At 74.2% G+C, this 26,986-nt stretch carries 25 protein-coding genes; 16 read left to right on the top strand and 9 right to left on the bottom strand.

The window, feature by feature from the left end; translation table 11 throughout:
- The first annotated feature begins 1 nt into the window (after position 1).
- The gene (locus tag ACZ7C5_RS12440; RefSeq protein ID WP_401081786.1) at positions 2-1,648 is read left to right on the top strand and encodes a purple acid phosphatase family protein; all 1,647 of its coding nucleotides are present in this window, start codon (positions 2-4) and stop codon (positions 1,646-1,648) included.
- A gap of 30 nt (positions 1,649-1,678) precedes the next feature.
- Here the strand turns inward: ACZ7C5_RS12440 and ACZ7C5_RS12435 are convergent, their stop codons facing one another.
- From ACZ7C5_RS12435 to ACZ7C5_RS12415, 5 genes are all read right to left on the bottom strand, one after another.
- Positions 1,679-3,166 carry a cytochrome P450 gene (locus ACZ7C5_RS12435; RefSeq protein ID WP_470322533.1) on the bottom strand — a complete coding sequence of 496 codons (1,488 nt, stop codon included), beginning with the start codon at positions 3,164-3,166 and terminating at the stop codon, positions 1,679-1,681.
- A 67-nt stretch (positions 3,167-3,233) separates the two neighbouring features.
- Positions 3,234-3,851 carry a GTP-binding protein gene (locus tag ACZ7C5_RS12430; protein WP_470322532.1) on the bottom strand — a complete coding sequence of 206 codons (618 nt, stop codon included), beginning with the start codon at positions 3,849-3,851 and terminating at the stop codon, positions 3,234-3,236.
- Complete coding sequence (locus tag ACZ7C5_RS12425; protein WP_401081781.1) at positions 3,832-4,194, bottom strand: DUF742 domain-containing protein; 363 nt, start codon at positions 4,192-4,194, stop codon at positions 3,832-3,834. Before ACZ7C5_RS12425 ends, ACZ7C5_RS12430 begins: the two co-directional genes overlap by 20 nt.
- A 104-nt stretch (positions 4,195-4,298) precedes the next feature.
- The gene (locus ACZ7C5_RS12420) at positions 4,299-4,685 is read right to left on the bottom strand and encodes a roadblock/LC7 domain-containing protein (RefSeq protein WP_188296815.1); all 387 of its coding nucleotides are present in this window, start codon (positions 4,683-4,685) and stop codon (positions 4,299-4,301) included.
- A gap of 17 nt (positions 4,686-4,702) precedes the next feature.
- Positions 4,703-6,412: an ATP-binding protein gene (locus ACZ7C5_RS12415; RefSeq protein WP_470322531.1), complete on the bottom strand. Its 1,710-nt coding sequence runs from the start codon at positions 6,410-6,412 to the stop codon at positions 4,703-4,705.
- A 433-nt stretch (positions 6,413-6,845) separates the two neighbouring features.
- Between ACZ7C5_RS12415 and ACZ7C5_RS12410 the strand changes: the two genes are divergently transcribed.
- From ACZ7C5_RS12410 to ACZ7C5_RS12360, 11 genes are all read left to right on the top strand, one after another.
- A complete protein-coding gene (locus tag ACZ7C5_RS12410) occupies positions 6,846-7,538 on the top strand; it encodes a Crp/Fnr family transcriptional regulator (protein WP_470322530.1) in 693 nt (230 codons plus the stop codon).
- Between the two features lie 124 nt (positions 7,539-7,662).
- Positions 7,663-8,637 (top strand): hypothetical protein, encoded by a 975-nt coding sequence (locus tag ACZ7C5_RS12405; RefSeq protein ID WP_470322529.1) that lies wholly within the window; start codon positions 7,663-7,665, stop codon positions 8,635-8,637.
- A complete protein-coding gene (locus tag ACZ7C5_RS12400) occupies positions 8,634-10,898 on the top strand; it encodes a hypothetical protein (protein ID WP_470322528.1) in 2,265 nt (754 codons plus the stop codon). The genes ACZ7C5_RS12405 and ACZ7C5_RS12400 overlap by 4 nt, the downstream gene beginning before the upstream one ends.
- Positions 10,882-11,835 (top strand): hypothetical protein, encoded by a 954-nt coding sequence (locus tag ACZ7C5_RS12395; protein ID WP_470322527.1) that lies wholly within the window; start codon positions 10,882-10,884, stop codon positions 11,833-11,835. The genes ACZ7C5_RS12400 and ACZ7C5_RS12395 overlap by 17 nt, the downstream gene beginning before the upstream one ends.
- Before the next feature lie 155 nt (positions 11,836-11,990).
- Positions 11,991-12,443 (top strand): Pycsar system effector family protein, encoded by a 453-nt coding sequence (locus ACZ7C5_RS12390; protein ID WP_401081764.1) that lies wholly within the window; start codon positions 11,991-11,993, stop codon positions 12,441-12,443.
- Positions 12,444-12,565: 122 nt separating this feature from the next.
- On the top strand, positions 12,566-13,501 hold the full coding sequence (locus tag ACZ7C5_RS12385) for a class I SAM-dependent methyltransferase (protein ID WP_401081761.1): 936 nt from the start codon (positions 12,566-12,568) through the stop codon (positions 13,499-13,501).
- Entirely contained in the window at positions 13,485-14,123 is a 639-nt protein-coding gene (locus ACZ7C5_RS12380; RefSeq protein WP_470322526.1) for a GNAT family N-acetyltransferase, read from the top strand. Before ACZ7C5_RS12385 ends, ACZ7C5_RS12380 begins: the two co-directional genes overlap by 17 nt.
- 58 nt (positions 14,124-14,181) lie before the next feature.
- A complete protein-coding gene (locus ACZ7C5_RS12375) occupies positions 14,182-15,450 on the top strand; it encodes a hypothetical protein (RefSeq protein WP_470322525.1) in 1,269 nt (422 codons plus the stop codon).
- 101 nt (positions 15,451-15,551) lie between these two features.
- The gene (locus tag ACZ7C5_RS12370) at positions 15,552-15,965 is read left to right on the top strand and encodes a hypothetical protein (protein WP_401081750.1); all 414 of its coding nucleotides are present in this window, start codon (positions 15,552-15,554) and stop codon (positions 15,963-15,965) included.
- A gap of 15 nt (positions 15,966-15,980) precedes the next feature.
- Positions 15,981-17,210, top strand: a complete 1,230-nt coding sequence (locus ACZ7C5_RS12365; protein WP_470322524.1) for a sensor histidine kinase — start codon at positions 15,981-15,983, stop codon at positions 17,208-17,210.
- Positions 17,207-17,824, top strand: coding sequence for a response regulator transcription factor (locus ACZ7C5_RS12360; RefSeq protein WP_470322523.1), 618 nt, complete (start codon positions 17,207-17,209; stop codon positions 17,822-17,824). Before ACZ7C5_RS12365 ends, ACZ7C5_RS12360 begins: the two co-directional genes overlap by 4 nt.
- Before the next feature lie 58 nt (positions 17,825-17,882).
- On the opposite strand, the gene ACZ7C5_RS12355 is transcribed toward ACZ7C5_RS12360, so the two are convergent.
- Positions 17,883-18,848, bottom strand: a complete 966-nt coding sequence (locus tag ACZ7C5_RS12355; RefSeq protein WP_470322522.1) for an alpha/beta hydrolase — start codon at positions 18,846-18,848, stop codon at positions 17,883-17,885.
- Between the two features lie 170 nt (positions 18,849-19,018).
- Positions 19,019-19,510 (bottom strand): STAS domain-containing protein, encoded by a 492-nt coding sequence (locus tag ACZ7C5_RS12350; RefSeq protein ID WP_470322521.1) that lies wholly within the window; start codon positions 19,508-19,510, stop codon positions 19,019-19,021.
- A 166-nt stretch (positions 19,511-19,676) separates the two neighbouring features.
- Between ACZ7C5_RS12350 and ACZ7C5_RS12345 the strand changes: the two genes are divergently transcribed.
- From ACZ7C5_RS12345 to ACZ7C5_RS12330, 4 genes are all read left to right on the top strand, one after another.
- A complete protein-coding gene (locus ACZ7C5_RS12345) occupies positions 19,677-19,970 on the top strand; it encodes a helix-turn-helix transcriptional regulator (protein ID WP_401081738.1) in 294 nt (97 codons plus the stop codon).
- A gap of 357 nt (positions 19,971-20,327) precedes the next feature.
- A complete protein-coding gene (locus ACZ7C5_RS12340; protein ID WP_401081736.1) occupies positions 20,328-20,624 on the top strand; it encodes a WhiB family transcriptional regulator in 297 nt (98 codons plus the stop codon).
- A gap of 147 nt (positions 20,625-20,771) precedes the next feature.
- A complete protein-coding gene (locus ACZ7C5_RS12335; protein ID WP_470322520.1) occupies positions 20,772-22,847 on the top strand; it encodes a HEAT repeat domain-containing protein in 2,076 nt (691 codons plus the stop codon).
- A gap of 157 nt (positions 22,848-23,004) precedes the next feature.
- On the top strand, positions 23,005-24,441 hold the full coding sequence (locus ACZ7C5_RS12330; RefSeq protein WP_470322667.1) for a WGR domain-containing protein: 1,437 nt from the start codon (positions 23,005-23,007) through the stop codon (positions 24,439-24,441).
- A 92-nt stretch (positions 24,442-24,533) separates the two neighbouring features.
- On the opposite strand, the gene ACZ7C5_RS12325 is transcribed toward ACZ7C5_RS12330, so the two are convergent.
- Positions 24,534-25,541 (bottom strand): NADP-dependent oxidoreductase, encoded by a 1,008-nt coding sequence (locus ACZ7C5_RS12325; protein ID WP_470322519.1) that lies wholly within the window; start codon positions 25,539-25,541, stop codon positions 24,534-24,536.
- Between the two features lie 371 nt (positions 25,542-25,912).
- Positions 25,913-26,950, bottom strand: a complete 1,038-nt coding sequence (locus ACZ7C5_RS12320) for an LLM class flavin-dependent oxidoreductase (protein ID WP_470322518.1) — start codon at positions 26,948-26,950, stop codon at positions 25,913-25,915.
- Positions 26,951-26,986 lie beyond the last annotated feature (36 nt).

The raw sequence follows: 26,986 nt of genomic DNA, 5'->3' as shown, positions 1-26,986 counted from the left end.
CATGACGATCCCGCGCAGATCCCTCCTCAGGGGCACCTCGGTGGCCGGCGCCGCCCTGGTGGCGGCCGGCGCCGGGGCCGCACCGAACGCCGCCGCCCGGCCCGCCGAGGACGCGCCGGACGGCGGTGCGCCCGCCGGCCCGCTGCTGCTGAGCACCCCGCACCGCACCGGGGCGCCCAGCGTGACCGGGCTCCACCTCCAGTTCGGCACCGACCCCGCCACCGAGATGACCGTCTCCTGGCTCACCCCGCAGTCCGTACGCCGCCCGCGGGTCCGCTACGGCTCGCCGGACGGCGGCCTCGGCCGCTCCGTCGACGCCGAGACCCGCACCTACCGGGACGCCGTCGACCAGGCCGAGGTGTACGTCCACCACGCCCGCCTCACCGGCCTGCGCCCCGGCACCACGTACCTCTACAGCGCCGGCCACGACGGCGCCAACCCCGAGACGGGCGGCTTCACCACCGCCCCGCGCGGCCGGGCACCCTTCACCTTCACCAGCTTCGGCGACCAGGCCACCCCCAACCTCCGCCGCCGGGTGGTCTTCCCGGACGGCGTGCCCTCGCCGCTCGGCAAGTACCCGGTGTTCACCAGCAGCCAGGTCGGCACCGCGCACTCCGCCGACATCGTCGCCGCCGTGGAACGCGTCGGCCCGCTGTTCAACCTGGTCAACGGCGACCTCTGCTACGCCTCCTACAGCGGCCGGCACGGCCAGGGCCGCACCGCCACCTGGGCCGACTGGTTCATCAACAACAGCCGCTCGGCCCGGCTGCGCCCCTGGATGCCCTGCGCGGGCAACGGCGAGAACGAGGGCGGCAACGGGCCGATCGGCGCCCTCGGCTACCAGACCTACTTCTCGCTGCCCGACCCCACGGCCTCCGCCGACGAGGAGACCAGGGGCATGTGGTACGCCTTCACGGTCGGCTCGGTGCGCTTCGTCAGCCTGGCCAACGACGACGTGGCCGTCCAGGACTCCGGCGACAGCTACCTGCGCGGCTACTCCGGGGGCGCCCAACAGCGCTGGCTGGAGCGGGAGTTGCGGGCGGCACGGGGCAACAGGTCGATCGACTGGATCGTGGTGTGCATGCACCACCCGATGATGTCCAGCTCGCGGCACGGCGCCGGCGGCGACCTCGGGGTCCGCGAGGCCTGGGGGCCGCTGTTCGACGCCTACGGGGTCGACCTGGTGGTCTGCGGCCACGAGCACTACTACGAGCGCTCGCACGCCGTCCGCGGCACCCTGCCCAACGACACCCGCACCCCGGTGCCGGTCGACACCAGGACCGACCTGATCGACACCGGGCGCGGCACCGTCCACATGGTCATCGGCACCGGGGGCAACGCCGCCACCACCCAGGACGACCTGTTCCCCGAGCCCAGGGGCCGGGTGGTGGTCGCCCTGGAGGACTCGCCGCGTCCGCCGGCGCCGTACCGGGAGTCGGTCTGGCTCACCGAGGAGGCGCCGTGGGCCGCCCACCAGGACCGCACCCACACCCACGGGTTCGCCGCCTTCGACGTCGACCCCGGCGACCGGCGCGGCGGCACCACCACCATGCGGGTCACCTACTACACCTTCGACGGTCCGCACGGCGACCTCAGCCCGGTGGACACCTTCACGCTGTACCGAAGCCGGACCGACGGGCGGGGCTGACGGGTCCGATCGCTGTCGGGGTGGCCCCCGTCAGCGCCGGAACAGGCCCGTGAGCACGTCCCACCAACCGCGGCGCTGCGCCGGGACGGCCGGGGCGACCGGCTCCGGCGTTCCGCCGGCCTCGGCGCTCCGGGTCGCCGGGACGGCCGGGGCCCCGGACTCCCGCTCCGCGGCCTCGTTCGCCGCCCGCTCCGCCTCGGCCACCGAGACCGGGTCGGGCTCGATGTCGCGGGCGGTGAACTCCACCGGCAGCGCCGTCAGGTGCCGGGAGATCCAGGCCGAGCTCCAGCTCAGCTCCTCCTCCGGCACCGCGAGCCGCACGTCGGGCAGCAGGGTCAGCAGGATGTCGATCCCGGCCTCGGCGACGTGCCGCCCGATGTCCTGGCCCGGGCACTCGTGCGGCCCGGCGCCGAAGGACAGGTGGGAGCGGTTGCCGTACAGCGGGGCGGCCAGGTCGGGCCGGACCACCGGGTCGACGTTGCCCGCCGCGAGCCCGAGCAGCAGCAGGTCCCCGGCCTGGATCAGCTGACCGCCCAGCTCGGTGTCGGCGGTCGCCCAGCGGCCCGCCACCAGGGACATCGGCGGGGAGTCCCAGAGCACCTGGTCCAGCGCCTCGCCCAGGGTCATCTGCCCGCCGGAGAGGTGGGCGCGGAAGCGCGGGTCGGTCAGCACCATCTTCAGCGAGTCGGCGATCAGGTTGACGGTCGTCTCGTTCGCCGCCAGCAGCACCACCCGCAGGTGCTCCATCACCTCGTCCTCGGTCAGCCCGGCGGGGTGCGCCAGGAGCCGGCTGGTCAGGTCGTCCCCGGGGCTGTCGCGCCGGATGGCGATGGTCCGGCGCAGACCGGCGACCACGTACTCGTTGCTGGCGATCGCCGTCTCGGTGCCCTTCATCAGGTCCCGGGCGGCGGTCACCAGCTGCGGACCGTACTCGTCGGGCATGCCGAGCAGCTTGGTCATCACCAGCATCGGCAGGTGCTCGGCGAACTGGGAGATCAGCTCGGCCTCGCCGGTCGGCCCGACCACCTGGACGAGGTCGGTGGTGAAGCGGCGGACGTGGCGGCGGATGCCGCGCCGGTCGAAGCCGTTCAGGCCGTCCAGCAGCGCCCCGCGCAGCCGGCGGTGCTCCTCGCCGTCCGCGAACACGCAGATCGGCTGCCAGGCGACCACCGGCAGCAGCGGGGAGTCCGCCGGCACCTCGGCGTTGCGGAAGGCGCTCCACAGCCGGGAGTCCCGGGAGAACAGCGAGGGGGTGCGCATCACGGTGATGTTGGCGCCGTGGCCGAGCACCAGCCAGGCCCGGTGGTCGCCGTGCAGCAGCACCGGGGCCACCTCGCCGTGCTCGGCGCGCAGCTTCTCGTACAGGCCGGCCGGGTCGGTCTCGGCCTCGGGGCCGTACAGCCGGCGCAGGCCGCCGGGGCCGGTCGGGCCGACGCCGCCCGCGTGGGCCGGACACCCGGGCGGCGGGGCGGCAGCGGTGTACGTGGGGACGGAGGGTTCGGGGAAGGGGGTGGTCACGGAGTCTCCGGTCGCGGGGGTCGGTCGCGGGGGTCTGGCACGGGCGTCGGACGGACGGGCCGTCGGATCAGCCGGTGCGCGGGGCGGCCAGCTCGTACAGGTAGTGCATCAGGGTCATCAGGGTGTCCCGGCTGGACTCCCGGCTGCGCGCGTCGCAGGCGACGATCGGCACCTCGGCCGGCAGGTCCAGCGCGTTCCGCAGCTCGTAGAGCGGGACGGAGGGCGACTCCGGGAAGCTGTTGACGGCCACCACGAAGGGCACGCCGCGCTCCTCCAGCCGCCCGATCACCTCGAAGCTGACCTCCAGCCGGCGGGTGTCCACCAGCACCACCGCGCCCAGGGCGCCCTCGAACAGGCCGTTCCAGAGGAACCAGAACCGCTCCTGGCCGGGGGTGCCGAAGACGTACAGGACGAGCCGGTCGCTGATGCTGATCCGGCCGAAGTCCATGGCCACGGTGGTGGAGGTCTTCTGCTCGACGCCGGTCGGGTCGTCCACGCCGACGCCGGCCTGGGTCATGGTCTCCTCGGTGGTCAGCGGACGGATCTCGCTGACCGCGCTGACCAGCGTCGTCTTGCCGACGCCGAAGCCGCCGACGATCACCACCTTGACGGCGGTGGTGACGGTGTCGGGCAGCAGGTCCGCGCCGGCCGGACCGGCCACCGTGTCAGAGCCGCTGAAGTCCATGGATCACCGCCTCCAACAGGGCACGGTCGGGGAGTTCCGCCGCGGGCACGGCGGCGGAGCGGGCCTCGATCAGCCCGTCGTCGAGCAGGTCCGCCAGCAGGACGGTGACCACGCTGGCGGGCAGCTCCAGGTAGGCGGAGACCTCCGCGACCGAGAGCGGGGAGCGGCACAGCCGCAGGATGGCGGCGTGCTCCGGCTGGTGGGCGAGGGTCGGCTCCGCGCGGGAGACGATCAGGGTGACCAGGTCGAAGACCCCCGGCCCCGCGGGGCTGCTGCGGCCCCGGGTGATCACGTACAGCCGGTCGGGCTCGGGGCCCTCCCAGCCGCCCTGCTCGGCCGTCATGCCACCGCCTCTCTGTGCTCGTTCATGTACCCGTCCCGCTGTGCTCGTTCATGTGCCCGCCCCGCCGCCGAAGCCCGTGGCGGCGGGCCGTGCCGGGCGCCGGTTCACGCGACCACCTCGGGGTTGCGCGGCGGCGTGGACAGGTGCTCGCCGATCCTCGCGACCAGGTCGCGCATCTGGTGGCTCACCAGCCCGGCGTCCACGCCCTCGTCGGCGAGGACCGCGAGGTAGGCCCGGTCACCGGCCGCCATCAGGTAGAAGTAGCCGCCGTCCACCTCGATCACCACCAGCCGCATCGAGCCGTCGCCGTGCGGGAACTCGTGCCCGATCGCGCCGGCCAGGCTCTGCAGCCCGGCGCAGGCGGCGGCGAGGCGGTCGGCGGTGTCCGGGTCGGTGCCGTACTGGGCGATCCGCAGGCCGTCGGCGGACAGCACGATGATGTGGCGTACGCACGGGACGCTGTGCGCGAGGTCGTTGAGGATCCAGTCCATGTTGCTGCGGTGCGGAATCACTGCTCGCCTTTCCCTGCCGTCTCTTCAGTGGTCTGTGCGGCGCTGATGTGCCCGGCATCCGGCTGTCCGGGGCCAAGCTGTCCGGGGCCTGGCTGTCCGGCACCGGTCTGCCCGCCGTCGGTGCCGCGCCCGGCGTCCGGGGTGCGCCCGGACGGTGCGGGGCCGGTGCCCTTGATGCCGTCCATGAACGCCTCCAGCCACAGGCCCGGCTGCTTCGGTTCCTTGGCGGGGACCGGAGTCGGGGCCGGGGCGGAGGCATGGCGCGGCGCCTGGGCCGGCGGCCCCGCGGGCCTGGCGGCGAACCCGCCCCTGGGCACCGAAGGGCGGCTCCGCCGGCGCTGCGGCAGGCCGTTGGGCGTCCACTCGGTCACGATCACCTCATCGTCCCCGGAGGCCGAGACGGAGGGCCCCCACGGGTTGGTCGAGCCGTACGAGGGCCCGACGCCCGCCGAGGTCGTCCGGGCGCCCCAGGGGCGGCCGGGGGCCGCGTGCCGCGGCGGGTTCGGCGGAAGCGGTCGCGGGCCGGAGAAGGCGCCGATGCCGTGCGCACGCCCGGTCGGCGGCGCGGTGGTGAGCAGCTCCTGCGGCACGACCAGCACCGCCCGCACGCCGCCGTACGCGGAGCGGCGCAGCGAGACCTGGAAGCCGTACGCCTGGCAGAGCCGGCCGACGATGGCGAAGCCCAGCCGGGGTGACTCGGTGAGGTCGTCGAAGTCCTTGGAGACCATCGCCTCGCGCATCGCCCGCTCGGCGCGGAGCCTGGCCTCGTCGGTCAGGCCGAGGCCGCCGTCCTCGATCTCGATCGCCATGCCGCTCTGCACCTCGGAGGCGCTCAGGTGCACGTGGGTGTGCGGCGGGGAGTAGCGGGTGGCGTTGTCGAGCAGTTCGGAGACGGCGTGGATCAGGGGCTCGACGGCCGGTCCCGTGACCGAGATCTGCGCCACCGGGTGGAGGTCCACCCGCTGGTACTCCAGGATCCGGGACATGCCGCCGCGCAGCACGCTGTAGAGCGCGATCGGACGGGTCCACTGGCGGCCGGGGCGGGCGCCGGACAGCACGGCGATGCTGTCGGCCAGCCGGCCGGTCAGCGCGTTGCCGTGGTCCAGGCGCAGCAGGTCGTCGAAGACGGCGGGGTCGTTGCCGTGCCGGTCCTCCATCTCCCGCAGGTCCTTGGCCTGCCGGTGGATGATGGCCTGCACCCGGCGGGCGATGTTGACGAAGGCGCGCTCGGCCGAGTCGCGCCGGCTGGCCTCGTCGTCGACGGCTTTGGCGACGCCCTCGGCGAGGTTCACCAGGGAGCGGCGGAAGCGCGGCGAGACTGGCGCGTCGCCGGTCTCCAGCGGGCGGGTCAGGACGTCGAACGAGTACCCGTACCGGGCCCCGGCGACGATCCTGCCCAGCTCGCCCCGGCCGAGCCGGTCCAGCTCGTCCTCCTGGCCGGCCAGGCGGCGCTGCAACTCCTCCAGCTGCCGGGAGTGCCGGTCGCGTGACTCACTCAGCACCCGCCCCCGGCGGGCCGACTCGGCGGCCACCACGGCCACCAGCACGGTGCCCGTCGCCCCGCACCACAGCACCCCGGCCCTGGCCCCGGCGGACACCACCACCGCGGCGACCGCCACGGCCGAGGCCATCACGGCCGTCGGCAGCAGCCAGCCGAGCAGTGGCGCGCGGCGCCGTCTGGCGGGTGACGATCCAGCTCGAAGCATTCAGCATCCTCAGACGATCGGAACAGTACGGGGGACGGGCGGTGACCGGCTCCGGTGGCGTGGTGGTGCAGCATAGCCAAGTTCAGGACATCCTGACCCAAAGTCAAAAATACCGTCCCGCAACCGACTTGTGTCAACGTGCCGGACAACCCCGACATCTCGCACACCAGTCGCAACCGGACCGGCCGGCGCCCATCCACCAGGCTTCTCGCCCCGGCGCCCGCGCGCCGCCGACCCGCTCCGGATTCGCTCATGTGAAGGGTTTCCTCGCCAAGTCCAGCCACCTCCCGAGGAGTTCGTGCTACGGCGGCCAACCCGGTCAACCCGACACATGGCAACCACCCGGACGAGGCCGCACCGCCGGGCCTGCCGAACCCGGCCCCGGGGCCCGGATTCCCCTGCGTGCCGGGCGCGGTGACCCTAGGGTCACCGCATGACAGATCACGGCAGCCGCCCACCGGACCGGCCCGGCCGGACCCTGCGCCACCTCATGGGCCACGCGGTCTGGACGGACATGCTGGAGGACGCGTTCGAGCGCCGCCACCCGATCGGCGCCACCCTGCTGCGCCAGGGCGAACCGGGCACCCACGTCCTCGCCCTGCTGGCCGGAGTGGCCAAGGTGAGCCGGCGGGAACGCAACGGCGACGTCCGGCTGCTGGCGTTCCGGGGCCCGGGCGAACTCCTCGGGGAAGTGGCCGTCCTGGACGACGGCGTCCGCTCGGCGAGCGTCCAGGCGATCTCCGACTGCACGGTCGCGGTCCTCGCCAAGGCGGTCTTCCTGCGCTTCGTCGCCGACCGCGAGCTGTTCCCCGTGATGGTCCGCTACGCCATGGGCCGGCTGCGGGAATCCGACCTGGCCCGTATCGGCGGCGACGTCGTGCCGCGGCTGGCGGCAGCCCTGGTCGCGCTCGCCGACCTCTCCGCGGGCCCCGCGGCGACGGCCGGCCGCCGGATCGAACTCGCCCTGACCCGGGACGAACTGGCCCAGCACCTCGGGGTGTCCCGGAACACCGTCACCGCGGCCCTCGGGGCCCTGGCCGCCAACGGTGTCGACGCCGGCCGGAAGTCCATCGCCCTCGGCGATCTCCCCGCCCTCCGCAGCGCGGCCGCGCCGCCCGGTGGCTGACGCCCAGCCCTCCTTCCCGTGTGACCTCCGTCACCCGCTTTCCGCACCGACTGGGCACACCGCGCGGCGCCGGCTCGCGAAGCTTGGTGACGCAAGGTCAGCACGGAACGACGAAGGAGCAGAGATGACCGAGTTCGACCAGCCGATGCCCGAGGCCAGCGCCCTGCCGTACAGCCGCAGCCGGCACCTCCCGCCGTACCGGGGCATCGTCGCCGTGGACGCCAAGGACTTCACCGGGTACCCGGCGATCGAGCACGGCGTGATCAGCAAGTCCGTGCCGGAGGTGCTCCAGTGGTCCTTCGAGCGGGCCGGACTGGCCGAGGTCTGGCAGGAGCGGCGGTTCCCGAACTCGACCGGCGACGGGTACGTGTTCGGCTTCGACCCGGCCTGGATGCCCTTCCTGATCCACCCCTGGCTGAACACCCTCCAGGAGGTGCTCACGGAGTTCAACGTGCACTCCGTCGGGACGGTGCGCATCCGGCTGCGGGTCAGCCTCCACATCGGCCCGCTCCCGGACGAGGGCGGCGAGTTCGACGGCAACGGCACCCCGCGCAACGACACCCACCGGCTGCTCGACTCCCGTCCGGTGAAGGCGATGCTGGCCGCCTCCAACGAGAGCATCACCCACGTGGCGGCCATCCTGTCCGACCGGTGCTACCAGGACGCGGTGGCCGGCGGCTACACCGGGCGCCACCCCGACCACTTCATCGAGGTGCCGGCGACGGTGGAGGGCAAGCGCTTCGACCAGCAGGCGTGGCTGTACGTGCCCACGCCGTCGGGGAACCTGTACGACCGGCGGATCCTCGGCGACGCCGTCGTGGCGGAACATGAGGGGCAGGACGGACGGAAGCCGGGCGAACCGCGGGCCGGACGCCCGGAGGGCCGCCGCGCACCGCGGACGGTCGTGACCCAGCGGGGCGACGGCAGCAACCTGAACTCCGGCACGGTGCACGGCGGCCAGAGCGTCACCAACGCCAGCGGCCCGTACGCGGGGCGCGACTTCGTGCGCGGGGACTCGCTCGGGGGCTTCGGCGGCGACTACGTGACGGGGAACAAGGGCGACACCGTCCACGGCGACAAGAACGAGCACCACCGGTGAACCCCGACGAGCGCCCGGCGATCGAAGGGCCGTCCGGCGGCGGTGCCCGGCCGTCGGACGGGCCGGAGAGTGCCGCGCCCGAGCCGGGCGCGGGCGCGGCCGGGAAGGTGGGTGAAGCGGACGACCTCGAGTTCGAGGACTTCGAGGACCTCCACGGCGAGTTCGCGGACCGGTCCGGCGCCATGGGCGGACGCGGGAGGGCGCCGTTCGTCATCTTCGCGCCGAACGGAAACATCAACACCGGCTCGGTGCACGGGGGCCAGCGCGTCGAGAACGGTGCCGGGGCCGCCCCGGGCGGCGCCGAGCGGGTGGAGGCGCAGGACGGACCCATCTCCGTGCAGGAGGTGCTGGCCGCCCGGACCGGCTTCGCGGAGCCGGGCTGTTTCCCGGAGGCGAAGAGGAGGCTGAGTTCCCGCCTGCTCTTCCTCGCCGGGGAACCCGGCAGCGGACGCCGGACCACGGCCCTGAACCTGCTGTTCGATTGCAGCGGGAAGAGCGTGGCGCTCCGCGCGCTCGACAGTGACTCGGACCTGTCTTCCTGGCAGCCCAGCCAGAACGGGGTGCGTGGATATCTGGTGCACGGCCTGTCGCCGGCGGTGCGACTCGGGCCGGCGGCGATCGCCAGGCTTCGTCAGCGGTTGAACGACGCCGAGGCCCATATGGTGGTCATGCTTCCCTGCGACGCCGACCGGCTGCGGGGCCTGGCGCGCGACGCGGACATCAGCCCGGTGAACTACACGCCCCCGTTGCCGCGTGCGGTCTTCGACTCGCGTCTGGAGGCTGTGGTGCTCGACGAGGGGCGACGCCAGGCGCTGTTGGACCGATTGGAACCGGACCTGGACGAGCTCCTGGCACCCGAGCTGATGCCGGCCCAGGTCGCCGAACTCGTCGACGAGGTAGGCCGCTCCGGTGACGACGGCCCCGACCTGGCCGACCTCGGCCAGCGGCTCAGTTTCCTCGCGGAGACGGAGGTTCCCGACCTCCTGAAGAAGCTCCGAGAGGACCCGGACGCTCTGGCATTCCTGCTGGTGACGAGCGTCCTGGAAGGGCTCGACCACCGGATCGTCCGGGAGGAGACCGACCGGTTGCTGAAGCTGGCCGACGGCCGCCTCGACCTGGTCCTGCGGGCGAATGCGGAGGGCGATGGTGAGCACGGGCGGAGCGGACGCGGTGAGGAGCCCAGTCCGAACCCTCGGTTCGTCTTCCGCCGATCGCTGGACGAACTGCTGGAGACCATCCGCGCCGAGTGCTCGCCGGGCGAGATGCGGGAGACCTCAAGCTACGCCTACACGGTGGAGCCGGTCCACTTCAAGCGGCACCGGCAGGCCGAGACGGTGCTGCGGTACGTGTGGCGGCAGTACGGAGAGGTGTCCGGGCTCCTGACCGAGTGGATCGACAATGTCCCCGGTAACGAGCCCGACCTCGCCGAGCCCATGGGCCGTGTGGTCGGTCTGTCCACCGGATGGAGCGGTGGTCGGCGGGCGCTTCGCCACATCCACGACCTGGCCCGGTCCGAGCACCTTCAGAGCCGCAGCACGGCCGCGTACGCGCTGGGGATCGCGGCACAGGACCCGATCCTCGCCGGCGAGGTGAAGTTCCGTCTCAGCAGGTGGAGCGTCAACGGCGGCTGGCGGCTCCGTTCCACCGTGGCCGATGCCTGCGGCAGGGACTTCGGGGTATCGCGGCCGGAGCTTGCGCTCTCACTTCTCCGGCGCTGCTACCGAGGAGAGGAAGAGGACGAGGGCGCGGTCGCCAGGGCAGTGCACTCGTCCCTGGAGAGGCTGTTCACGGCAGGAAACCAGTCGGCGGTCTTCCGCCAGCTCATGGAGTGGTCAGTCGAACGGGGGCGCGACGCCGAACTCGCGCACATGGCATTCCCCGAACTGCTGTGGGAGCCGTCTTGGTTCCAACGACAGCTGAGTCCTGAAGGTGAGTTCACGGACGCGGTGATCTCCTGTGTCAGGGCTTCCCTCAACGACGAGAAGCTCTTCGTTCGCACGAGCTACAGGCTGCTCGGCTGGTGCCGCGCGGCGGTTTGGGCCGAGCCGCTCCGTGCCGCCGTGGAGCTGCTCCTGACGGTGCTCGCCCAGGAGATGCGCCCCGGTGAACTGAGGCTGTTTGTCGAGATCGATCGCAGCGACGACCCCGACCTGGTCGGCCGTGACATCGCCCACCGCGCCCTGGAGGCCTGGCGGCACGGCGAGCCGCAGCCGTACCCCACCGACCCCGTGTCCGGAGGACCCGATGACCGTCGACACTGACCCGCCCGTCTACACCCAGGCCACGCGTGCCCCCTGGCGGGAGATCCTCCGGCACCGTTGGTCCGGGCGGCGCGACCTCGCCCTGGTCCTGCGGGACCGGGCCGGGATGCACCACCAGTTGGGGGAGATCCGCCCGGGGCCGGCCGACGCGGAGGAGGAGAGCGGAGCAGCCCCTCGGCTGGGACTGCGCGGATTCGACCGGGCGTACCTGGTCGAGCTGGACGAGCGCCCGGACATCCGGGCGGTCCGTCGCCCCACTCCGTACGGGACGGAATCGGTGGAGGTCCACGTCCTGTGGTGGGTCCACGATGCCGCGCAGGTCGTGCGCACCCGGACCAGCCGGGGCTGGCTGCCGGTCCGCAAGGATCTCGAAGGCCGCCTGCGCCAGCTCAACGAGCAGTTCGCCGCCGCGCAGGCCAGGCTGGGCCCCGAGGAACTGGTGCAGTACCTCGCGGCCCCCTACGTGCTGCCCCACTTCGGTCTCAGTTACCGCGTCACGGACGTGTTCGCCCGCGAGCACGGGAACGAACTGAGGCTGGGGGAGCCCGATGCGACGGACGTGCCCTTCGACTGGATGGCCAAGAGCCAGGAGGAGTACGGATTCTGTCGGCGGGCCGTCCAGGACGGCCCGCTCGCGCTCGCGGGGTTGTGGCTCGCCAGGAAGCCCGACGAGGTGCGCGACGTCCTCGACTGGGTGGTCAAGCACGCCGAACTGCTCCGGGGCGAGACCACCTGGCAGGACGACATGGCGGGCATGCTGGGCACGCTGACGGCACAGGAGCAGGACGAGCTGTCCAGGATCCTGCGCGACCGCCTGGTCGCCCTCGGCCGGAAGGTCCCCGGTCCGGCCCCGCAGGCTCCGGGGCCGGACTTCGCCAAGGTTCGTTCCCACGTCAACGGCTGGTCCGGCGGTGTCCCGAACGGGGTGCCGCGGTGACCCGGGCCGGCGTGCGCCGCGAGCCGGCGCGGCGCGTCGCCCGCAGGCGTTCCGTGGGCAGGGCGCCCCGGCTGCCCGTGGTCCGGTCCCGCGGGCCCGCCGCGCCGCCAGGCCCGTCCCCGTCCCCGTCCTCGCTCTCGGCGATGGAGCGCCTGATGGCGGCCAACAGCGCGGAACTCGTCCGGGCTGACACCAAGGCCGCCGTCTTCCTGGCCTTCACCGGCGCGGTGCTCGCCACCTTCATCCCCTCGGACGGCGGGGTCGGCCCCGGATCTCCGGCCTGGACGGTCCCGCTGCTGCGCTGGAGCGCCGTGGCCGGCGCGCTGCTGGCCGTCGGCTGCTTCGCCTCCGCGCTCGTGCCGCGTCACCGCAAGGGGCGCGGCGGTGGCGCGGACGGTCCCGGCTACTTCGAGCACATCACCCCGGGCGCCGGTCCCGAGCGGCTGCGCCGGGCCTTCGAGCGGGCCGGACACGACCCGGCGGGTCCGCTGCTCTCGGCACTGGCGGGCACCAGTGCGATCATCCGCGCGAAGTACCGCTGGATCGAGGCCGGGACGGTCCTGCTCCTGCTGGCGCTGCCCCAGTTCGCGCTCACCCTCCGGCTGTGACGACGGACCGCCGGCGGCCCCGGTCGCACCATGGCCGGGGCCCGAAAGGCAGGCAACATCTGTTGCCTTCACCAGCAATGACTGTTGACGTCCTCCGCCGCAGGCCCGTACAGTGCCGGGCCATGAGCACAGGCGATCGTGGACGGCGAGTGGCGGAGGACGTGGCCGGCGGGGGCGGGGCGGAGGGCCTGCGGCGGTTGTCGGAGGTGATCGAAGCGCTGGAGGAGCGGCGGACGGAGCTGGTGGAGGAGCTGCGGCGCGGGCGGGAGGCGACCTGGGAGGAGATCGGGCGGGCCTGCGGCATGACACGGCAGGGGGCCACCCGGCGGTGGGCGGGGCGGCTGCGGGCGCGGTCCTTCGGGGTCGCGGTCGATGCCTACCAGCACGGCAGGCCGGGCTACCCGCGGGCGCTGGTCGGTTCGGCGGTGCCCCGGGAGGCGCGGCGGGTGCTCGATCTGGGCGCCGGGACGGGCAAGTTGACCGGGCTGCTGGTCGAGGCGGGGCTGGACGTGGTCGCGGTCGAACCCGACGAGGGGATGCGGGCGCGGCTGGCCGCGGCGGTGCCGAAGGCGGCGGTCAGGGCGGGCTCGGCCGAACGGATCCCGCTGCCGGACGGCAGTGTGGAAGCCGTGGTGGTCGCGCAGGCCTGGCACTGGTTCGACCCGGCGGTCGCGGTGCCGGAGATCGCCCGGGTGCTCGCCCCCGGCGGGACGCTCGCGCTGGTGTGGAACGTCCGGGACGAGTCCGAGCCGTGGGCCGCCGCGCTGGGCGTGCTGATGCACCGTTCGGCACCGCAGCGGATCGACACCCGGCCGGTCCTCCCGGCGCCGTTCGGCGAGCCCGAGCGGCTGGAGATCCGCTGGGAGCACGTCACCACCCGGGCCGGGATCGTCGACATGGTCGCCTCGCGCAGCTATGTGATCGCGCTGCCGGAGGAGGAGCGGGTGCGCCTGCTGGCCGACGTCGAGCAGCTGCTCGCCACCCACCCGGACCTCGCGGGCCGGGAGGAGATCGCCCTGCCGTACGTGACCAGGTGCACCCGTGTCCGCCTCGGCTGAACGCGACCGGAGCCCCGTGCTGCTGCGCCGCCTCGGCGTGGCGGACGCCGCACCGTACCGCGCCTTCCGGCTGGCGGCGCTGCGCGAGTCGCCGAGCGCCTTCACCTCCAGCCACGCGGAGGAGGCGGGCAGGCCGCTGTCCGCGACGCTGCGCCGGCTGGCCGAGGCCGGGGACGGGCCGGGCGCGCTGTTCGGCGCCTTCGACAGCACCGGCGTGCTGGTCGGCACCGCCGGGCTCAAGGTGCCGGGGCGCAGCCAGGAGCGGCACAAGGGCACGCTGTACGGCATGGCGGTGGCCCCCGGTGCCGCCGGCCGCGGGATCGGCCGGGCCCTGGTGCGCGAGGTGCTGCGCACGGCGGCGCGGGACGGGCGGCTGCGGCAGGTGCTGCTGACGGTCTCGGAGGGCAACGAACCTGCCCTGCGGGTCTACACCGCCTGCGGGTTCGAGGTGTGGGGGCGGGAGCCGAGGGCCGTGCTGGTCGACGGGCGGGCGGTCGCGAAGCTGCACATGGTGTGCCTGCTGGACGCGGAACGGGCGGCGTCGGCCGGGTGTTACGAACCGTCGGATCCGGCGGCCGGGTCCGGAACCGCACTCCGCGCCCGCCCGGCTCCCGCTGTATAAACGGAGCCGAACGGGACCGAGGGGGTTCGGCATGCACCTGAGGGAACAGCCGGAGAGGGTGGGGGATCCTCGTCGCGACGGGGCCCGGGCCCGACGGTCCGGCACCGGAGCACGACCCGAGGACGGGGCCGCGTCCGCGCAGTCCGGCGCGGCCCTCCAGCGCACCGTCGGCAACGCGGCGACGGCGCGCATGATCGCCGGGCACCGGGACGGCACAGGCGCGGACGGCCGGGCACTGCCGGGGATCCAGCGCGCGCCGGACGGCCGGGCCGCCGCGCCGACGCGGCCGCGGCAGCTGACCCCGGACAACGTGCTGAGGGTCTGTGAGGCCGCCACGTACGACGGGCGGGACGTCACGTCCCGCGGCCGGGCCGCCGCCCTGCGGGACATCGTGTGGAAGGACCACTGGGCCCCGATCTCCGCGGTGTGCCGGAGGCACAAGTACACCATCGCCGTCCGCGAGACCGGGGAGTTCTCCATCCGTCGCATCGAGGAAGGCGCCAAGCCGAAGCCGCACACGATCCTGGAGAATTCCATCAAGCCCTCGTCCGTCGAGAAGAAGTACGCGCGGGCGGAGGGCGGTTCGGAGCTGGTGCTGAACTGGCTGGAGGAGCACGACCTGAGCGGCTTCGTCGGCCACTGGGACGCGCAGGGGCTGATCGGCGTACGGATCGACAACCCGCCCCCGGCGGTCCAGGTCCTGGGGATCGTCCGGACCGGCGCGGGCGGCGAGCCGTACGTGCCGATCGACATGAACGCGCGGGACGGCGGCCCGGAGCTGGCCCAGCTGAAGGCCGTTCCGCGGTGGAAGCAGTACCTCTACACCGGGGACTACGACCTGCACGAGGTGTACTCCGCGCAGGGCGGCACGGGCGGCGGCCAGATCCCGGAGGCCACCCCCGAGAAGGTCAGGCTGCTCAACCGGCTCAACGCCGGGATCGCGCGGGACACCCGGCAGGCGGTGGTGCGCAGCGGCACGGCGGCGCTGGAGAACGGCAGGCTGCACATGACGGACGACTCCGAGTACGCCATGTTCCAGCACGGTGACCAGGCCACGTACCGGATGAACCAGATCCTGGAGGCGGAGGACGCCGCGCTGGAGGCGCAGGTGGCCCGGCAGGCGGCGCAGCTGGTGCGGGCGGTGGCCACGGAGGCGGACGAGCCGCTGGCGTGGTGCCGGATGGGGCAGTGGTACGTGACCGGGAACCGCGAGGAGCACGCGGTCCTGCGGGCCCGCTGGAACCTGGCCGTGCCGCACACCTGGGGCGCCGAGGAGGTGGACCGTACGGCCCGCGGCGGCTACCACACGGCCCGCTACACGGCCTGATCCCCACGTCGACCAGTCCGCCGGGCACTGACAATTGTCACGGTGTACCGGTGCGCGAGCACACTGCTGCGCGCACCCGGTCGGCGAGCAGCATGGATGCCATGACCACCACCGACCTGCACCACCCCGACACCCGTCGGGCCTTCCGTACCGTGAGGCGGCTCGTGCTCGCCTACCTCGGCCTCAGCGTCGTCACGCTGGTGGCCGCCATCGCCCTCCGTGACCACCACGCGGTGGTCAACGACGCGGTGCTGGTCCGCGGCACCATCGTCGTGGCCAGCGCCGCGCTCACCCTCCTGCTGACCGGCCGGGCCGCCAACGGCTCCCGGGCAGCCTTCCGGCGGCTGCGGATCCTCTCGGCCGTCATGATCGTCGCGATCACCGCCATCGTCGCCCTGCCCGGGACGTTCCCGGTGTGGATGAAGGCCGAGCAGGCCGTGTGCGGGCTCGCCCTGCTGGGTGTGGCCGCGGTGGTCAACGGACGGCACCTGCGTAGCCTGTTCGCCAGGCTCTGAGGAGGGGACGCAAGGGTGACCGATCGCGACCACGACCTCGTGCACGGGAGTGACCCCGTGCACGAGAGCCCGGCCGCCGCCCCCGGCCGGGACGGCCCGCCGCACCCCGTCGAGGGCTGGGGGCAGGGCCGGCGGCGCCTCCTGCTGGGCAGCGGGATGATGGTCTTCCCCGCGCTCACCGCCGTGGCCGTGAACGGCACCGTCTCCGGCGCGGCGGCGATCGCCGGGTACGCCGTGGTCGTCGCGTTCTGCCTCTGCTACGCGCTGCTGGCCCTCGCCCTCGGGCGCGGTCGGCCGCGCTGGATCGCCCCGCTGCTGGCGGTGATGACGGCGCTCTTCCTGGCCGTGCTGCCGTTCGCCCACGAGGACTCCTTCTTCCTCGCCACCGTGGTCGTCTCCGCGGTCGCGATCCGGTGGCGCGGGTACGCGGCGAGGGCGGTGGCGGCCGGTACGGTGGCCGCGCTGGTGGTGCCCTGGGCGGTGCGTCCCTGGCACACCGGGCCCGGCGGATTCCAGGCGCTGGCCCTGCTGTTCACCTCGCTCACCTGCGGCGCCTTCGCCGAGATCGCCGCCACCAACAGCGCCCTGGTCGCCGCCAGGGCCGAGGTGGCGCGGCTCGCCTCGGAGGCCGAGCGCAACCGGATCGCCCGGGACCTGCACGACCTGCTGGGGCACTCGCTCACCGCGATCACCGTCAAGTCCCGCCTCGCGCAACGGATGGCGGTCAAGGACCTGGACCAGGCGGTGGCGGAGATGGCCGCCGTGGAGACGCTGTCCCGCCAGACGCTGTCCGACGTGCGCGCCGCCGTCACCGGCTACCGAGAGGTGACCCTGGCCGGTGAACTCGCCCGCGGACGCGAACTGCTGCGCGCCGCCGGGGTGGTGGCCGACCTGCCGACGGCGGCGGACGAGGTCGCGCCGGGGGAGCGCGAACTGTTCGGCTGGGTGCTGCGCGAGGGGATCACCAACGTGGTCCGGCACGCCAGGGCCGGGCGCTGCTCGGTGCTGCTCACCGCCACCACGGTGGAGATCCGCGACGACGGGACCGGCGGCCACGGCGGCGGCATCAGCCTGGACCGAACCGCCGGCAAGGGCCTGACCGGCCTGCGGGAACGGGTCGGCGCGGCGGGCGGTACGGTCGAGGCCGGCCCGCTGGACCCGCACGGGTGGCGGCTGCTGGTCACCGTCCCGCCGGACGGTCCTGACCCCGGCAGGCCCGGGACCGGCAACGAAGGGACGAGATGACGATCCGGACGATCCGCCTGCTGCTCGCCGAGGACCAGGAACTGGTCAGGACCGCGCTGCGCGCCCTGCTCGACCTGGAGGACGACTTCGAGGTGGTCGCCGCCGTCGGCCGCGGCGACCAGGTCGCGGAGGCGGCCGCGGAGCACCGGCCGGACGTCGCCCTGCTCGACATCGAGATGCCGGGACTGGACGGCCTGGCGGCGGCCGCCGTACTGGCTCAGCGGGCGCCGTGGTGCCGGGTCGTCATCCTCACCACCTTCGGCCGCGCGGGCTACCTGCGCCGGGCCATGGAGGCGGGCGCGCTCGGCTTCGTGGTCAAGGACGCCCCGGCCGAGGTGCTGGCCGACGTGATCCGCCGGGTCGCGGCGGGTGAGCGGGTGGTGGACCCGGAGCTGGCCGCCGCCACCCTCGCGGCCGGCTCCTCCCCGCTCACCGCCCGCGAACGGGACGTGCTGAACGCCTCCCGCCCCGGCGCCGGGGTGGCCGAGATCGCCGCGAAGCTCTACCTGTCCGAGGGGACGGTCCGCAACTACTCCTCCTCGGCCATCGCCAAGACCGGCACCCGCAACCGCACGGAGGCCCTGCGGGTCGCCGACGAGCGCGGCTGGCTCTGACCGGCGAGTCCGGCCGGCGTGCGCGGCTCGGCGCCGGTCGGACCGCTCGGAGCCGGGCTCACCGCCGGAGGACGCGCCGCAGCCAGCGGGTGCGGGCGTCGTGGGCGTCCTGGCTGAGGGCCGCGTGCGGGGCCAGGGTGTCGAAGCCGTGGCAGGCGCCCGGCCACACGTGCAGTTCGGCCTCGCCGCCCGCCTGCCAGATCGCGTTCGCGTAGGCGACGGCCTCGTCCCGGAACGTCTCGGCGGACCCGACCTCGACGTACGCCGCGGGCAGCCGGGACAGGTCGGTGGCGCGGGCCGGGGCGGCGTACGGCGACAGGTCGGCGGCGCCGTACCGGTGGCCGAGCACGGCCTGCCAGGCGGTGGCGTTGGAGGTGCGGTCCCAGGTGTCGTGGCCGGTCATCTGGTGGCTGGAGAAGGTGTCGCCGCGGTCGTCGAGCATCGGGCTCAGCAGCAGCTGGCCGGCCGGCACCGGACCGCCGCGGTCGCGGGCCAGCAGGGCCAGGGCCGCGGCGAGGCCGCCGCCGGCGCTCTTGCCGCCGACGACCACGCGCCGGGCGTCCACGCCCAGCCCGTCCGCGTGCCCGGCCACCCGGACGAGTCCGGCGTAGCAGTCCTCCACGGCGCCGGGGAAGCGGGTGCCGGGCGCCAGCCGGTACTCGACGGAAACGACGGCCAGGCCCAGGGGCAGCGCCCACCCGCGCAGCAGCCGTGGCAGGACGGACCACGCGTTGCCCGTCACCATCCCGCCGCCGTGCAGGTAGTACAGCAGCGGAAGCTCCTCGCGGACCCCGGCGGGCCGGGCGCTGACGAGCGTGACCTCGCCCTCGCGGTCGCCCCGCGGCACCCGCAGTTCCTCGACCTCGAACCGGCCGTCGTCGCGCAGCCGGTCGAGCGCCGGACGCGGCCGGGCGGCGGCGTCCCGTTCCTGCCAGGCCACCAGGTCCTCGGGGGTGAGCACCTGCCGGGCCCGCTCGCCGGCGGCCGTCAGGGCCGCCCGCACCTGCGGGTCCAGAGGCGGCACGCGCCGATCCGCCGATCCGTCCACCACCGGTACCCCCTCGCCGAGGGGCGCCCGGCAGCGCCCCGAACGGCACAGCCTGCCAGCCCGGCCCGCGTCGACGAGCGGCGCCCCCGCGGACGGTTCTCCCGGCCGACGCGGGAGGGCCGCCCGGCCGGGCCAGGGCGGTCCGGTCATCCGGACGGCGTGTCCGGCGGCCGGTGCCGCAGGGCTTCCTCCGCGGTGGCGTGGACCGGGAACAGCGCGGTGGTCTCGGTGAGCTCCAGGACCCGCAGTGTCCTGGTGGAGGGGGCGACGAGGACGAGCGGGACGCCGGCGTCCAGGGCACGCCGGCGGACGGTGAGGAGCAGGTTGAGGCCGGTGGAGGTGAAGAGTTCCACGCCGGCCAGGTCGACGGCGAGCAGGGCAGGGCGCCGGTCGAGTGCCGCGCCCAGGGCTCGGGCGGCCACCGGTTCGCTGTCCAGGATCATGTCCCCGGTGAAGGAGCACACGAGGGCGTCACCGACCCGGACGGTCTCCGCCACCAGGCACGGAAGCGCCGTCGCCCGCCTCGGCCGGGCGCCCGGCTGGAGCGGCACGAGGAGCGAGCCCCGGGTGGGCTCGCCGGGCGGGCCGGTGCGTTCGGCCGGCAGGGACCCGAGTCCCTCCGGCTCGTGCCTGTTCATCGGGTCCACGCACACCATCTCCAGACGACGGCCTCCGCACGGTCGTGCTGCGGAAGCGGTGCGGGTTCTCCCCCCACTCTTCGCCCGTCCGGCAGACATGTCAACCAATGCACGAATCTTCTGTCGTGTTTCGCCTGTCAGGAAACCTGGGTCCTATCGTGGAGGCATGGACAACGGCACGGCGACCGAACGGCAGTGGACCTTCCTGACCAACCACGCCCGCGTGCTGGTCCAGATCGCCCGCGACCCGGGCATCCGGGTGCGCGACATCGCGGCCTGCTGCCTGCTCACCGAACGCGCCGTCCAGCGCATCATCGTCGACCTCGAACAGGCCGGATACCTCAGCCACGAGCGCCGCGGCCGCACCAACCACTACAGCGTCATCACCAGCAAGCAGCTCCGGCACCCCGCCGACGCCGGCCCCACCATCGCCGAACTCCTCGCCACCCTCCTGCGCTGAAGCCGCCCCGCCGCGGGCCGTTCGGCGAACCGCCGGCACCGGTCGTCGGCAGTGCCCGCCCCGGGCCCCGCGGGCCACCGTGCCCGGCCCACGGCACACCGGTGCGAGCCGGTGCCCGCTCCCCGTAGGCGAATTCGAGGGAGCGGGCCCCGGTGTTTCCTCAGGGTCCTGGGAGCCTAACGCGGGTCACTGACAACGCCCCCTCGCGATGCCGGCCGCCTCCGGTCCCGCGTCCGAGAGGTCTGCCGCGATGTCCGGGGATCCGGCCGCGAAGTGCCGTGCATGAACCCGGCGGATCGGGTCACACGCACGGCACACCGACCTGTGACGGTCGCTCACCTGAAGGGACACACGGCCATGACAGACGTCTCCCGACTCCCCGGGGCGGTCGAGCACCACTGGAACTGGCAGCTGAGCGCCGCCTGCCGCACTGCCGACAGCACCGTCTTCTTCCATCCGGAGAACGAGCGGGGCACCGCCGCCGAGCAGCGGGACGACGCGGCGAAGCGGGTCTGCCGCCGGTGCCCGGTGCTGGCCCTGTGCCGCCGGCACGCCCTGCTGACCCGTGAACCGTACGGCGTGTGGGGCGGGCTCACCGAGCACGAGCGGGCCGACCTGCTGGCCGGCCCCGCACGCGGGCACCGGGCGGCGTGACAGCAGGCCCCCGTGACAGCTGATCACCCGTACGGGGGTGAGCGGTCCACACGTTCCACCGAACGGCCCCCTCCGGCGGCGGAGCGGGCCACCGGGTTCACCGGCCGGCCGGTGGAGTTGTCGGTCCCGGCTGCGAGGATCGCGCCCATGGATCTCACCGCCGCCCTCGCCGGGCTCGACGACCACCCCTGGGCCGCCGTCTCGCACGCCTACGGCCCCGCCGGGGACCTGCCCGACCTGCTGCGCGAACTCGCCGAGGGCGACGACGGGGCGGCCGGGGAGGCCGTCTCCGAGCTGTACGGCAGCATCCTCCACCAGGGCACGGTGTACTCGGCAAGCGTGGACGCCGTGCCGTTCCTGGCCAGGATCGCCGCCGCCGGGATCCGGACGGTGGATGTGCTGGGCCTGCTCGGCGGGCTGGCCGAGAGCCAGGACGAGTGGGAGGCCGCCGAGGGCGCCGTCCGGGCCGCGGTGGTCGCCCAACTTCCGCTGTTGCTCCCGATGTTGTCGGATCCGGACGAGGCCGTCCGGCTGACCGCCGCCTGGGCCGTCGGCCACACCGGCGAGAGCGGGGCGGTGGCCGCCCTGCGGGAGCGCTGGGCGGCCGAGCGGGATCCGGACGTCGCCGCCGAACTGCTCGTCGCCCTCGGCCGGTTGGACCCGGGCACGGCCGCCGACGCGGCCCGGGCACTGCTCGGTGAGGAGACCGCGGTGCCACTGCGGCTGGCCGCGGTCCTGGTCTGCCTGAGGAACGGGGAACGCTGGGGGCCCGGCCACCACGCGGCCGTGCTCGGCCTGCTTCCCGCCCGCGAGCACACCGTCGACCACTACAGCCAGGACCACGAGGAACTGCTGCACACGGTCGTCGACACCCTGCTGGACCGCGACACCGACGCCGACCGCGAGGCGGCCTTCGCCCTGCTGGAGGCCGCACTCGGCGACCCGCGCCCCGAGGTGCGGGCCGAGGCCCTGTGGGCGGCCGACCACGCCTGCTACGTCTCGCGCAGCGCCCCGCCGCGGCTGATCCCGGCCATCGCCCCGCTCGCCGCCCAGGACGCGGCGGCGAGCCTGCTGGCCAAGCTCGGCCCGCTCGCCGCCGAGGCCGCGCCCCGGCTGCTCGGACTCGCGGGCCTGCCCGACGACGCGGCGGCCGACCGGGCCCTCGCCGCGCTGGTCCGGATCGACCCCCGGCAGGCCGCCCCGCTGCTGGCCCGCGACCTCGAAAGACGCCCGCTCGCCCGCGCCGCCGCAGGTGACTCCGGGGCCACGGCCTTCCCCTTCGACCGGGACCTGCTCGCCGCCGTCCGCGCCCGGCTGGCCGTCGAGGGACTCGGCAACAACGAGACCGCCGACCTGGTCCACCTGCTGCGCCAGTGGGGCCCGCGGGCGGTTGTCGGCCTGCCCGAACTGTGCGCGGTGCTGCCGCACTTCCCCTACGCGGCCTCCGCTGTCACGGCCGTCGCCGCGGGCGGCCCACCCGAGGTGCGCGACCGGGCCGCCGAGGGGCTGCGGTCCGCGGCAGGTCCGCTCCAGGTGGCCCGCGCCCACTACGACGTCACCGGCGAACCCGGCCTCCTGCTCGACGCCGTCGCCGAACGGCTGGCGTCCTCGCGCGAGCGGGCCGAGGCGGCGCAGGCCGCCGCCGACCTGGGCGCGGCCGCCGCCGGGCTGCTCCCGGCCCTGCTCGCGGCGGTCGGCGACGACCCGGAGCCGACCGCCCCGCAGCTGGACGCCGACATCGCGACGGCCCGCGCGTTCTGGCAGATCGACGGCGACGCGGAGGAGGCCGTCCGGATCCTGGCCTCCGTCCTCGACCGCACCACCGGGACACGGCTGTGGGCCCGCTGGACGGTGGTCCGCGCCCTGCGCGCCGCCGCCTCCCTCGGCGCGGCCGGCCGGGACCTGATACCCCGGCTGGAGGCGCTGCTCGACGACCCGGAGAAGGCCGCCGGCGCCGTCCTCGCGCTGCTCGACATCGCCGGCCCCGACACCGTGGACCTCGGCCGCCTCGCCGAGGCCGCGCTCCGGTCGGTCGAGTCGGGCGCCGACGTGACGGGCGGCTGCGAGGCCCTGCACACGCTCGCCGCCGCCGGGGACATCGACCTGGGCCGGTACGTCGGCGATCTCGTCGAACGCGACGGCCGGATCGTCACCTCCGGCCTCGCGTACGACATCATCAGCGAGGACGAGCGGCTGCGCGCCCTCCTGGCCGGGCTGTACTGACCCCGGGCGGTCCGCGGAGCGTCGGGACCGGCACCCGCCGGCACCCACCAGGGCCGGCTGTCGGTGCCTGGCGATAGCTTTGGTGATGTCGGCGGGCCGGTCCCGCCCGACGCCCCCATCTCCGTTTGCCCGAAAGGACCCCGCCGTGTCCGTCGCCGTGGAAGAGCAGGTCACGTACCTCGAACTGTCCGAGGACGAGGGGAGCGCGCACAAGTTCTACGAGGTGCGGCTCGCCGGCCAGGTGGTGACGGTGCGGTATGGGCGGATCGGTGAGCCCGGGCAGAGCAAGTCGACCACGTACCCGAGCCCGGAGAAGGCGTCCGCGTCGGCGGCCAAGAAGATCGGCGAGAAGGTCCGCAAGGGGTACGCCCCGGCCGTCCGGGGTGTGCGCCAGCGCCGGTCGGTGACCAGGCGGCAGATCGTCAGCAGCGGCTCGACCGCCCGTCAGGCGCCGCTGCTCTGGCGCTTCCGCTCCGGCTCGCCCGCCTTCGGGATCTTCGTCGGCGAGGAGCACGCCTGGGTCGGCAACGAGCGCGGCGACGTCTACACCCTCACCCACGACGGCGAGGTGACGGCCCGCTACGGCCTGCCGGACGGCGTCAAGTGCATCGTCGCGGACGACTGGTGGATCTACGCCGGCTGCGACGACGGCAAGGTGTACGACCTGGGCGGCAAGGTCCCGCGGGTGGCGTACGAGATAGCCCAGGACGTGGACATCTTCTGGCTCGACATCCACGACGGCGTGCTCGGCGTCGCCGACGAGCGCGGCGGACTGACCACGGTGGACCACGAGGACGAGTTCCAGTGGCGCCGCCAGGCCGACGGCCGGGCCGGCTGGATGGTGCGCTGCGACGCCGACGGCGTCTACCACGGCCACTCGCGCGGCGTCGCCCGCTACGACAACCGCAGCGGCGACCCGCGGTGGCACACCCCGACCAAGGGCGAGGTGCTGTTCGGCTGGCAGGAAGCCGACGAGGTGTTCGCCGGCACCGGCCGCGGCTGGGTGCACCGGCTGCGCAAGTCGGACGGTGCCGAGGTGGCCGCCTACCGCTGCGACGCCGCCGTCTTCTCCTGCGCGGCCTCCCCGGACGGCGAGTACGTCTTCGCCGGGGACAACCACTCCTCGGTGTACTGCTTCGCCGCCGACGGCACCCGGCTGTGGAAGCTCGCCACCGGCTGCGGCTCGGCGTACAGCATGCAGTACCGGGACGGCCGGCTCTACCTGGTGACCACGGACGGCTCGCTGGCCTGCCTGGACGCCAGTGAGCAGGCGGTGCGGGCGGCGGAGGGCGGCACGCTGCCGAAGACCGCCGAGGTCAAGGGCGCGGACCGGGAGCCGGTGCTGGCCGGGGCCGGACTGGAGACGGTCACGGTGACCGCCGAGAGGACCGGCGGCGAGATCGAGGTCGAGTGCGTCCAGGACGGCGCCCGGCTGCGGGTGCGGGTGGTGTCGCAGGGCTACGACCCGTCCTGGCGGGTGCAGTTCCCCAAGGACGTCCGGATCGCCGGGGCCCGCTACCTGGTCGCCGAGGTGCGGGAGTCCGCCTCCGGCGGCTTCTACCGGGCGCGCGGCGAGATCAAGCGCCTGCTCTGACCTGCCGCCTGCTCTGACCTGCCGTCGGCTCGGTGACCTGTCGGCCTGGTGAACTCGGGCGGCCGTACGGGGTGGCGGCCGCCCGAGGAGCCTCACGCCAGGCGCAGCACCAGCTTGCCGGTGTTCTCGCCCCGGAACAGCATCCCGAAGGTGTCCGGGAAGTCGTCCACGGTGCCCTCCACCACCTGCTCCCTGACCTTGATCCGGCCGTCCGCGATCCAGCCGGCGAGTTCGGCGGCCGCCTCCGGGTACCGGCGGGCGTAGTCGAACACCACGAAGCCCTCCATCCGGGCCCGCCGCACCAGCAGGGACAGGTAGTTGGACGGGCCCCGCACGGCGCCCTCGTTGTTGTACTGGCTGATCGCGCCGCAGACCACCACCCGGGCGTGCAGCGCCAGACGGGTCAGTGCGGCGTCCAGGACCGGGCCGCCGACGTTGTCGAAGTACACGTCGATGCCGTCCGGGGCGTGGGTGCGCAGCGCCTTGCGGACGTCCTCCGCGCGGTAGTCGATCGCGGCGTCGAAGCCCAGCTCCCCGGTGAGCAGCGCGCACTTCGCGGGGCCGCCCGCGATGCCGACCACCCGGCAGCCCTTCACCTTGGCGATCTGCCCGACCAGGCTGCCTACGGCCCCGGCGGCGCCGGAGACGACGACGGTCTCGCCCTCCTTGAGCGCCCCGACCTCCAGCAGCCCGAAGTACGCCGTCATGCCGGGCAACCCGAGGGCGCCCAGGTACGTCGACAGCGGCGCGAGCGCGGGATCGACGGTGAGCGCGCCCCTGCCGTCCGACACCGCGTACTCCTGCACCCCGAAGCTGCCGACCACGTGGTCGCCGACCCGGAACCCCGGGTGGTTGGACGCGACCACCTCCACCACCGAGCCCGCCCGCATCACCTCGCCGAGCCCCACCGGCGGCAGGTACGACGGCCGGTCGTCCAGCCACCCGCGCATCGCCGGATCCAGCGACACGTACCGCGTCCGCCCCAGGAACTCCCCGTCCCCGGGCTCCGGAACCGCCTCCTCCCCGTGCGTCCAGTCCTCCGGCCGCACCTCCCCGACCGGCCGACGGGCGAGGCGTATCTGACGGTTGGTTCCGGCCATGACATCTCCTGGAGCGCTCGGGTTCCACGGCTGCACGCGCCCGATTCCAAGCAAGCGCTTATTCCATTGACCAGAGCCGGTGATCCTCGGAAACGCCGATGGGCTTCCTCCCGTGGAAACGGAGACCATCGAGGGAGTCGCCACCCCGGTGGCGCACTCCTGGGCCCACCAGCACACCATCGACGCGCTGCCCGAGCCGTTCGAACTCGACATCGACACCAGCGAGTTCTGAGGCTGACCTCTGGTCACCCCGCGCGCCCGGGCCGACGTCGACGCGGACAGGGCGAGCCACCGCTTCCCGTGAGGCCGGTGCCAGGGCTGTGGCGCTCGTGGCGGACGTACCCGGACGGCGGCTTCCGGGGAGCCGTCCCTCAGCCCTCGGCCGGGCTCCAGCCGAGGGCGGGGCCGAGGCGGGTGGCCAGGTCGGTGAGGATCTGCACGTAGTCCTCGTGCTCGAACGAGAAGGGCAGGGCGAAGGCGACCTCGTCGACCTCGCGGTAGCCGGCGTGGGCGTGCAGCCGCTCGACCAGCTGTTCGGTGGTGCCGACCAGGTCGGGGGCGAAGAGCATCCGGGCGGGGCCCTGCGGGGCGAGGGTGCGCGGGGTGCGGGCGAGGGCGTACGCCTCGTACCTGGCGCGCTGGTCGGGGGTGGCGCTGTCGGTGGGGATGACCACCAGGCCCTGGGAGACCCGGGCGCGCTCGCCGTCGGGGTGGCGCTCGCGGAAGGCGCGGATCTGGGCGGCCTGGATGGCGGCGAAGTCGAGCGGACCCGGGCCGGCCGCGTCCTGGGTCTTCACCACGCTGCTGGTGAGCAGGTTGAGCCCCTGCTCGCCGGCCCAGCGGGCCGAGCGCAGGCTCCCGGCGCCGTACCAGAGCCGGGAGCCGAGGCCGGGGGAGTGCGGCTGGACCCGGCGGGAGTAGACCTCGATGCCCTCGGTGCCCGCGAAGTCGGAGGCGTCCTCGCCGCGCACCAGGGCGATCAGCCGTTCGGCGCGCCGGGGGCTGAAGTCCTCCTGCTCGGCGGTGTCGGGGTGGAGCGCCCCGCGCACGTGCTCGTAGTGGACGGGCGGGCCGACGCTGAAGCCGGGGTTGAGCCGGCCGCCGGAGAGCACGTCCACGGTGGCCAGGTCCTCGGCGAGCCGCAGCGGGTTCTCCCAGCCGAGCGGGGTGACGGCGGTGCCGAGCTGGACGCGGCTGGTGCGCTGGGTGGCGGCGGCGAGGACGGCGACCGGGGAGGAGATGCCGTACTGGAGGTGGCGGTGGCGCAGCCAGGCGCTGTCGAAGCCGAGCCGTTCGCCGAGGGCGATGATCTCCAGGGTGGACTCGTGGCCCCGGCGCGGGTCCGCCTCGTCGAAGAGCCCGATGGTCAGGAAGCCGAGTTTCCGCAGTGGGCGAGGGTCCGGCGACATGGTGGGCTCCGCGGGGTGAGGGCGGCCCGGGGCGGG

It is taken from the genome of Kitasatospora sp. NPDC036993, assembly GCF_055607525.1.
The sequence above is the reverse complement of the archived record's forward strand: the minus strand, read 5'-3'. Positions and strand labels throughout refer to the sequence as shown.

What these genes read in the sequence shown, in the direction of transcription:
- ACZ7C5_RS12440 (WP_401081786.1), top strand. Translation starts at nt 2, where the DNA reads ATGACGATCCCGCGCAGATCCCTCCTCAGGGGCACCTCGGTGGCCGGC.
- ACZ7C5_RS12410 (WP_470322530.1), top strand. Translation starts at nt 6,846, where the DNA reads ATGACAGATCACGGCAGCCGCCCACCGGACCGGCCCGGCCGGACCCTG.
- ACZ7C5_RS12370 (WP_401081750.1), top strand. Translation starts at nt 15,552, where the DNA reads ATGACCACCACCGACCTGCACCACCCCGACACCCGTCGGGCCTTCCGT.
- ACZ7C5_RS12390 (WP_401081764.1), top strand. Translation starts at nt 11,991, where the DNA reads ATGGCGGCCAACAGCGCGGAACTCGTCCGGGCTGACACCAAGGCCGCC.
- ACZ7C5_RS12335 (WP_470322520.1), top strand. Translation starts at nt 20,772, where the DNA reads ATGGATCTCACCGCCGCCCTCGCCGGGCTCGACGACCACCCCTGGGCC.
- ACZ7C5_RS12320 (WP_470322518.1), bottom strand. Translation starts at nt 26,950, where the DNA reads ATGTCGCCGGACCCTCGCCCACTGCGGAAACTCGGCTTCCTGACCATC.
- ACZ7C5_RS12345 (WP_401081738.1), top strand. Translation starts at nt 19,677, where the DNA reads ATGGACAACGGCACGGCGACCGAACGGCAGTGGACCTTCCTGACCAAC.
- ACZ7C5_RS12425 (WP_401081781.1), bottom strand. Translation starts at nt 4,194, where the DNA reads ATGACGGCCGAGCAGGGCGGCTGGGAGGGCCCCGAGCCCGACCGGCTG.
- ACZ7C5_RS12350 (WP_470322521.1), bottom strand. Translation starts at nt 19,510, where the DNA reads ATGAACAGGCACGAGCCGGAGGGACTCGGGTCCCTGCCGGCCGAACGC.
- ACZ7C5_RS12325 (WP_470322519.1), bottom strand. Translation starts at nt 25,541, where the DNA reads ATGGCCGGAACCAACCGTCAGATACGCCTCGCCCGTCGGCCGGTCGGG.
- ACZ7C5_RS12385 (WP_401081761.1), top strand. Translation starts at nt 12,566, where the DNA reads ATGAGCACAGGCGATCGTGGACGGCGAGTGGCGGAGGACGTGGCCGGC.
- ACZ7C5_RS12415 (WP_470322531.1), bottom strand. Translation starts at nt 6,412, where the DNA reads ATGCTTCGAGCTGGATCGTCACCCGCCAGACGGCGCCGCGCGCCACTG.
- ACZ7C5_RS12340 (WP_401081736.1), top strand. Translation starts at nt 20,328, where the DNA reads ATGACAGACGTCTCCCGACTCCCCGGGGCGGTCGAGCACCACTGGAAC.
- ACZ7C5_RS12420 (WP_188296815.1), bottom strand. Translation starts at nt 4,685, where the DNA reads ATGGACTGGATCCTCAACGACCTCGCGCACAGCGTCCCGTGCGTACGC.
- ACZ7C5_RS12360 (WP_470322523.1), top strand. Translation starts at nt 17,207, where the DNA reads ATGACGATCCGGACGATCCGCCTGCTGCTCGCCGAGGACCAGGAACTG.
- ACZ7C5_RS12405 (WP_470322529.1), top strand. Translation starts at nt 7,663, where the DNA reads ATGACCGAGTTCGACCAGCCGATGCCCGAGGCCAGCGCCCTGCCGTAC.
- ACZ7C5_RS12395 (WP_470322527.1), top strand. Translation starts at nt 10,882, where the DNA reads ATGACCGTCGACACTGACCCGCCCGTCTACACCCAGGCCACGCGTGCC.
- ACZ7C5_RS12430 (WP_470322532.1), bottom strand. Translation starts at nt 3,851, where the DNA reads ATGGACTTCAGCGGCTCTGACACGGTGGCCGGTCCGGCCGGCGCGGAC.